At 49.3% G+C, this 7,509-nt stretch carries 7 protein-coding genes; 6 read left to right on the forward strand and 1 reads right to left on the reverse strand.

Going from position 1 to position 7,509, the window contains the following annotated elements:
* Positions 1-128: 128 nt before the first annotated feature.
* From truA to purF, 6 genes are all read left to right on the forward strand, one after another.
* Positions 129-914 carry a tRNA pseudouridine(38-40) synthase TruA gene (gene truA / locus BIZ37_RS28465; RefSeq protein ID WP_187464408.1) on the forward strand — a complete coding sequence of 262 codons (786 nt, stop codon included), beginning with the start codon at positions 129-131 and terminating at the stop codon, positions 912-914.
* 179 nt (positions 915-1,093) lie between these two features.
* Positions 1,094-2,026 carry an acetyl-CoA carboxylase, carboxyltransferase subunit beta gene (gene accD / locus BIZ37_RS28470; protein ID WP_187464409.1) on the forward strand — a complete coding sequence of 311 codons (933 nt, stop codon included), beginning with the start codon at positions 1,094-1,096 and terminating at the stop codon, positions 2,024-2,026.
* A 157-nt stretch (positions 2,027-2,183) separates the two neighbouring features.
* Entirely contained in the window at positions 2,184-3,458 is a 1,275-nt protein-coding gene (folC, locus tag BIZ37_RS28475; protein WP_187464410.1) for a bifunctional tetrahydrofolate synthase/dihydrofolate synthase, read from the forward strand.
* Between the two features lie 2 nt (positions 3,459-3,460).
* The gene (locus BIZ37_RS28480; protein WP_107299102.1) at positions 3,461-4,051 is read left to right on the forward strand and encodes an SPOR domain-containing protein; all 591 of its coding nucleotides are present in this window, start codon (positions 3,461-3,463) and stop codon (positions 4,049-4,051) included.
* 64 nt (positions 4,052-4,115) lie between these two features.
* Positions 4,116-4,607, forward strand: coding sequence for a colicin V production protein (gene cvpA, locus BIZ37_RS28485; RefSeq protein WP_107299223.1), 492 nt, complete (start codon positions 4,116-4,118; stop codon positions 4,605-4,607).
* Between the two features lie 147 nt (positions 4,608-4,754).
* Complete coding sequence (purF, locus tag BIZ37_RS28490; protein ID WP_107299103.1) at positions 4,755-6,272, forward strand: amidophosphoribosyltransferase; 1,518 nt, start codon at positions 4,755-4,757, stop codon at positions 6,270-6,272.
* A 186-nt stretch (positions 6,273-6,458) separates the two neighbouring features.
* Here the strand turns inward: purF and BIZ37_RS28495 are convergent, their stop codons facing one another.
* Entirely contained in the window at positions 6,459-7,058 is a 600-nt protein-coding gene (locus BIZ37_RS28495) for a Yip1 family protein (protein ID WP_107299104.1), read from the reverse strand.
* Positions 7,059-7,509: the final 451 nt, after the last annotated feature.

Genomic DNA, 7,509 nt, shown 5'->3' on the forward strand with positions numbered 1-7,509 from the left:
CCCATCGCCCATCGCCCATCGCCCATCGCCCATCGCCCATCGCCCATCGCCCATCGCCCATCGTTTTGCTATACTCCCACCCTTATTTTGAAAATCGGCCTTTGGCCGCCAGCAAGACGAAGAATATTATGCGAATAGCTTTAGGTATTGAGTACGATGGTGCGAAATACTACGGTTGGCAACGCCAGCGTGACGTAGACAGTGTCCAGGAACGTTTGGAAAAGGCGCTGAGCAAGATTGCCAACAAGCCCATTGAAGTGCAGTGTGCGGGAAGGACCGACGCTGGGGTTCATGGTACCGGGCAGGTCGTCCACTTTGATGTCGATGTTGACCGTAAAATGGTTGCCTGGAGCATGGGTGTAAATGCCCACTTACCTAAAGATATCGCCGTTCGCTGGGCCAAGAGAGTGGACGATGAGTTCCATGCCCGTTTTACCGCAACGGCACGCCGTTACCGCTATATCATCTACAATCATGCATACCGCCCTGCCATTTTGGCCAAAGGGGTGAGCCATTATCATGGTGAGTTGGATGAAAAAGCGATGCATGAAGCAGGGCAGTACCTGCTGGGTGAGAATGACTTCACATCCTTCCGTGCTGTGTATTGTCAATCCCGTAGCCCATGGCGTAACCTAATGCATTTGAACGTATCGCGTCAGGGTAATTTCGTGATCATTGATATCAAGGCCAATGCCTTTGTCCATCATATGGTCCGCAATATTACAGGCAGCCTGATAAAAGTCGGCCGAGGCGAAGAAAAGCCAGAGTGGATCCAGTGGTTGCTGGAGCAAAAAGACCGTACGTTGGCAGGTGCGACGGCAAAAGCCGAAGGCCTGTATTTGGTAGAAGTGGATTATCCAGAGGAACACGAACTGCCTAAAGTGCCGGTGGGGCCATTGTTCTTGCCGGATTAATCTGTCAGGTAAGAGTAAGATTTCTCTCGGGCTAACTCGTAGTACCAGTTTTTTATCTACAGTTAGGCGAGTTTGTGCTTTAATTCCACCTCGGTAAATTAACGAATTTGTAATTCTCTGCTGCAAAGACTTGTGCTAAGACCCTAAGGGCAGGGAAATAAAAAGATAAAAGGTCATTCATGAGCTGGCTGGAAAAGATCCTTACAAAAAGCAACATTGTTTCTTCTCGCAAAGCGTCTATCCCAGAAGGGGTGTGGACCAAATGTACTTCTTGCGAACAAGTGCTTTATCACGCCGATCTAGAACGTAACTTGGAAGTTTGCCCGAAGTGTGACCACCACATGCGGATGAAGGCACGCCGTCGTTTGGAAACCTTCCTAGATGAAGACGGACAGGTTGAAATTGCTGCAGAGCTTGAGCCGAAAGATAAGCTGAAGTTCCGTGATTCCAAGAAATACAAAGATCGCCTATCTTCAGCACAGAAAGCAAGTGGCGAGAAAGATGCATTGGTCGTGAAGAAAGGGACCTTGCTGGGCCAGCCATTGGTTGCCTGTGCATTTGAGTTTTCTTTCATGGGCGGCTCAATGGGTTCTGTTGTCGGTGCCAAGTTCGTTCAGGCTGTCGATGAAGCGATTGCCAACAACTGTGCTTTGGTTTGCTTCTCTGCCAGTGGTGGTGCCCGTATGCAGGAAGCGCTAATGTCGCTGATGCAAATGGCAAAAACCAGTGCAGCACTTGAACGCATGTCTGACAAGGGCCTGCCGTTTATCTCAGTCCTGACAGACCCGACAATGGGTGGCGTATCGGCAAGTCTGGCGATGTTGGGTGATATCAACATCGGTGAGCCAAAAGCGCTTATCGGTTTTGCAGGCCAGCGTGTTATCGAGCAGACCGTACGCGAGAAGCTACCAGAAGGCTTCCAGCGCAGTGAGTTCCTGCTTGAACACGGTGCGATTGATATGATTGTCGATCGCCGTGAAATGCGCCAGCGCATCGGTGGCTTGGTGGCCAAGCTGACTCAGGTTGACTCTCCAATGGTTGTGCCTGTTGAGAAGCCAGCAAAAGCGGTTGAAGAGAAAACTGAAGAGCAGAACGAGCAGGCTGAAGAGTAAGCTTGTATTGCTTGAAAAGTTAATGGGAAACGGGGCTTAGGCCCCGTTTTGTTTTTTGTAAAAGCCCCTCAGTATCAATAATCAAGACATTGCTGTTTGGTCTCGCTGCGTTCAGTGGTAAATTAAGGCTCATATTGTTATAACGAAATGAAATATGATGTCCGGATTGACAGCACCTCAAGCAGATTCCCCTTTGGCCTCTTGGCTGACTTACCTTGAACACCTCCATACCAGTGCCATTGACCTAGGGCTTGACCGGGTACAGGCCGTAGCCCAGAAGGCGGAGCTAACCAAACCAGCACCGTGCGTGATCACTGTTGCGGGTACCAACGGCAAAGGTTCAACCTGTGCCATGATGGAAGCGATTTTGCTTAAAGCCGGCTACCGTGTCGGGGTGTATAGTTCTCCTCACCTGGTGCGTTATAACGAGCGTGTTCGCATCAACGGTATCGAATTGGCTGATGCCGCACATAGCGAAGCCTTTGCTGTGATTGAGCAACAGCGTGGTGATATCAGCTTGAGCTTGTTTGAGTTCGGTACCTTGGCAGCACTTCAGCTATTCAAGTCGCGTCAGGTTGATGTCGTTTTATTGGAAGTAGGGCTGGGTGGCCGTTTGGATGCGACCAATATTGTTGACCATGATGTGTCGGTGATCACTAGCCTTGCGGTTGACCACGTTGACTGGCTGGGTGATGACATCAATGTTATCGGCTATGAGAAGGCGGGAATTTTCCGCAGCGGTAAACCAGCTGTATGCGGTCAGCCAAACCCGCCAGCAACGGTACCTGCCCATGCTGATGATATCGGTGCCAAGTTATACCAGGTTGGTTACCAGTTCGAGTACAGTGTCGAGGCTGATCATTGGCGCTGGCAGAGTGGGGCATTTACCCTCGAGCAGTTGCCGCTGCCTTCGCTACCCCTACCCAATGCCGCGACAGCGCTGATGGCATTGGCTGTTGCCGAGCTTAATATCACCGATGAAAACGTGATTGAGGGACTGGCAGATGCCAGCTTGCCGGGACGGATGCAGAAAGTCTCGGAACAACCGCTGGTGATCATGGATGTAGCCCATAACCCGCACTCTGCGCAGTATTTTGCTGAGCAGCTTACGGGCATGAAACAGAAACTCGGCAAGAAAAAGCTTCATGCTGTGGTGGCAATGCTTCATGACAAAGATATTGCTGCTACCATTGCTGAGATGACGGAAGTGGTTGATTGTTGGTACCCAGCGTCGCTAACAGGCCCTCGTGCCGCGAGCGCCGAGGAGATCTCGGCCCACCTTCCTTCAGGAACCGAGACATACCAGACGCCAGAAGTTGCTTATGACAAAGCGCTGACACAGGCTGCAGCTGACGATATGGTAATTGTATTTGGCTCCTTTTACACTGTGGGGCAGGTAACCAGTCACATTGAAGCAAAGAATCAGGAGTAACTGTGGCAAGTAAATTTCAGAGCCGGTTGGTCGGTACGATCATTTTGGTGGCGATTGGGGTAATTTTCCTTCCCGATTTGTTCGATGGCAAAAAGCAGCATTACCAGGAGCAATTTGCCAGTATACCGCTGCAGCCTGAAACCACCGATGAAATCGAATATGAAACGATCCCTGCTCCGGAGTTTGCAGAGGTGGATTTACCCCCTGAGCCGGTAACGGTTGTTGTCGATGAACCGCAGCAAGAAACGGCAGCGGTTGAAGTCACTGCTGAAGCCATCGAGGCGGCCAACCAACCACTCAAGGTTGAGCCACAGCCAGTGACCGAGCCAAAATTGGATAACCAAGATAGCGCTTGGGTGGTTCAATTGGGGGTTTTCCGCAATTTTGATAACGCCAACCAGCTGGTTGAGCGTCTTCGTAAAGCGGGTTATCAAGCTCATGTTTTTCCAAAACAGCCACAGCAAGGCGATTTGGCCAGGGTTGTTGTCGGCCCTGATGTATCGAAGCAAAAGCTGTCGGGTGACATCAAAAAATTGGAAGAATTGACCGGATTAAAGGGCCGATTGGTCAGATTTAATCCACTTAACCCTTAGGTAAACGTTTGCGTTCTCATTTTTTCTGTTAGAATACGCACCAACAATACGAATACAACAAATGATGATCTGGATTGATTACGTAATTTTAGGCGTAATTGGCTTCTCGGCTCTGGTGAGTTTGATCCGAGGTTTTGTCAAGGAAGCGCTCTCGTTAGTGATTTGGTTTGCAGCTTTTTTCGTCGCAAGCAATTTTTATAATCAGCTTGCCGCTTACTTCACTAATATTCAGGATGAGATGCTTCGAAATGGCAGTGCGATCGCTGCCTTGTTCGTTGCTACGCTGATAGTCGGCGCAGTAGTGAACTATGTTATAGGACAACTAGTACAGAAAACCGGCCTGTCGGGTACAGACCGGGTACTGGGCATTGTGTTCGGTGGGGTACGCGGCGTTTTGATTGTCGCGGCAGTACTGTTCTTCATGGACGCCTTCACAGGCTTTGCGGATGCGGACTGGTGGCAGCAGTCACAGTTGATCCCTCAGTTTGGCGTGGTGATTGAATGGTTCTTCACGTACCTCAAAGACACATCAAGCTTTTTGCCGGGCGCGCTATAGCGAACGGTGTTGGATGAAACCCAAGGTAACTTGGGGTATCAGGTTCAGTATTAATCTACTGATACCTAATGGAAAAGCTATCAGCGGGTATTTGGCCAAGCCGGATACCCGCTGAATTTCAAATTAAGCGTGACGAGGATTTAGGACATGTGTGGTATTGTCGGAATCGTGGGTTCAACCCCGGTTAACCAGTCTATTTATGATGCTTTGACCGTGCTGCAGCACCGCGGCCAAGATGCGGCTGGTATTGTTACCTTGGAAAGCAATCGTTTTCGTCTGCGTAAAGCGAACGGTTTGGTTCGCGATGTATTCGAAGCCAAGCACATGCAGCGTTTGCAGGGTAACGTAGGGATCGGCCATGTGCGCTATCCGACTGCAGGTAGCTCTAGCGCGTCAGAAGCTCAGCCTTTCTATGTGAACTCTCCATACGGTATTTCACTGGCTCACAACGGTAACCTGACTAACGCGGGTGAGATCAAAGAGCAATTGTTCGAAAAAGCGCGTCGTCACGTAAACACTACTTCTGATTCAGAAATCCTACTGAACGTATTGGCTAACCAACTGGAAAGTGCCAAGACGTACCCAATTACGCCAGCAGAAATCTTTGATGCAATCCGCGAAGTGCACCGTATGGTCTCTGGCGCTTATGCTGTGGTTTCTATGGTTATTGGCCACGGTATGATTGCTTTCCGCGACCCGCACGGCATTCGCCCTCTGTGCCTAGGTAAGCGTGAAGTTGAAGGTCAGGTTGAATACATGGTGGCTTCAGAGTCGGTAGCACTTGACGCTGTTGGTTTTGATTTCATGCGTGACGTGGCACCGGGTGAAGCGGTATACGTAACCTTTGATGGTCAGCTATACACTCAGCAGTGTGCTGATAACCCAACCCTAAACCCTTGCGTGTTTGAGTTTGTTTACTTTGCTCGCCCTGATTCGTTCATTGATAAAGTGTCTGTGTACGGTGCGCGTGTAAGCATGGGCCAGAAACTGGGTGAGAAAATCAAGCGTGACTGGGCTGATCTGGATATCGATGTGGTTATCCCTATCCCTGAGACGTCATGTGACAGTGCATTGGAAATTGCCCGCACCCTTGATAAGCCATACCGCCAGGGTTTTGTGAAAAACCGCTATGTTGGCCGTACTTTCATTATGCCTGGACAGCAAATGCGTCGTAAATCTGTACGTCGTAAGCTAAATGCTATCCGCTCTGAGTTTAAAGACAAGAGCGTACTGCTGGTGGATGACTCTATTGTTCGCGGTACGACTTCTGAGCAGATCATCGAGATGGCTCGCGAAGCCGGTGCGCGTAAGGTCTACCTAGCTTCTGCTGCACCAGAAGTTCGCTTCCCGAACGTATACGGTATCGATATGCCAACGGCTAACGAGTTGATTGCTCACGGTCGTGAAGTCGACGAAATCTGTAAGATGATCGGTGCTGACGGCCTGATCTTCCAAGATCTACAAGATCTGGTTGATGCCGTTGCTGAAGGCAACCCAGAAATCCAGAAGTTTGAAACCTCTGTATTCAGCGGTTCATACGTCACCGGCGATATCGACCAGCGCTACCTAGATTACCTCGAATCACTACGCAGCGAAGACTCAAAAATCAAGCGTGAAATCCAGCAGGACCTAGCTAACCTCGAGTTGCATAACGAAGGGGTGTAAGGAAGCAGGAAGAGCAGGCTCTTGGCCCTAGGCACTGGGAAGAGCAATAGAAGCGATATTCTGTATTTCGAATAATGAAAAAGCGAGAGTCGGAAGACTCTCGCTTTTTTATGTTTAAAAGGTCGTGGATACGTTTTGATTTCCCCAGGACCCAAGACCCAGGACCCAGGACCCAGAACCGCTTCCTCAATGACTAAACTGCGGCCCAATCCCTAGGTTCCATAGGATCACCGAACCGGCGATGATTGATACCAGCAATACAAGCCCGCAGGTAACAATGGAACTGGCGTAGATAAAGCCTCTTTCTTCGGGAATGTGCATCAAAATCGGTACACCGGTATAGAGTAGGTATACGGAGTAGGCAATACCGATAAGCCCTGCAATCATCAGGAACCAAACCTGAGGATAGATAGCCGCGATGCTGACCATGAATAGCGGTGTTGCTGTATACGCCGCTAACTCAAGTGCTTGAGTATAGGTCGGGGTTGAGCCAAAGGTGTGGCTCATCCAATAGGTCAGATATGCTAGGGCAAATACGCCAGCGATTAGGGCGAAATACATCGCCACAGACATAGCCAGCGCACTACCTTGGGTTAGGTAGATGGGTGCGCCAACACCGATTCTCCAGCCGATAAATACGCTAGAAATAAAGGCAAAGACAGGGGGAAGCAGAGCAATCAGTAAGATGTGGCTCAAACTGCTTTGAATCCCTTCGTGTTCCTTGTCAATGGCCCGCCACTCTTGCTTGGGGTGGGTATATAAACCGAATAAGTGTCCCAGAATCATAATGCTTCCTCATTGAGTCGTGCTTATTTTCATCCGTTATCGAAGAACACTTACTAAGCGAAAGTGGAACTTGTGGTGCTCTTCTTGCTGGTGTTCTTTTGCTAATACTTACTGTTTATGGCATGGCCTACCAATAAACCCAAAAACAGGAAGGCTTTTCGTGCCAGTACTATTAACATTTAGTCGGGGTTGAAAAAGTTCGCAAGGAGCAAAAAACGGTTTTTAACAGCGGCCCTATGGTCCTATGGGGTGAAAAGCAGAGCGATGGAAAAGGTAGTTCCAATGGGTTAAAGAACGGCACTGTGGTGCTACGGCCCTGAGGTTCTATGGGAAAAAAGGAATTCAGTAAGAATAGCAACAATGCCGTTTGGTAGTCGTTTCTAGTGTGAATATTTAATTTTGAATAATAGTTTGACAGTGAAATTTAGCTCGCGGAGCATCCCCACAGAAC

Source organism: Photobacterium sp. BZF1, assembly GCF_014349205.1.
Taxonomy (GTDB): domain Bacteria; phylum Pseudomonadota; class Gammaproteobacteria; order Enterobacterales; family Vibrionaceae; genus Photobacterium.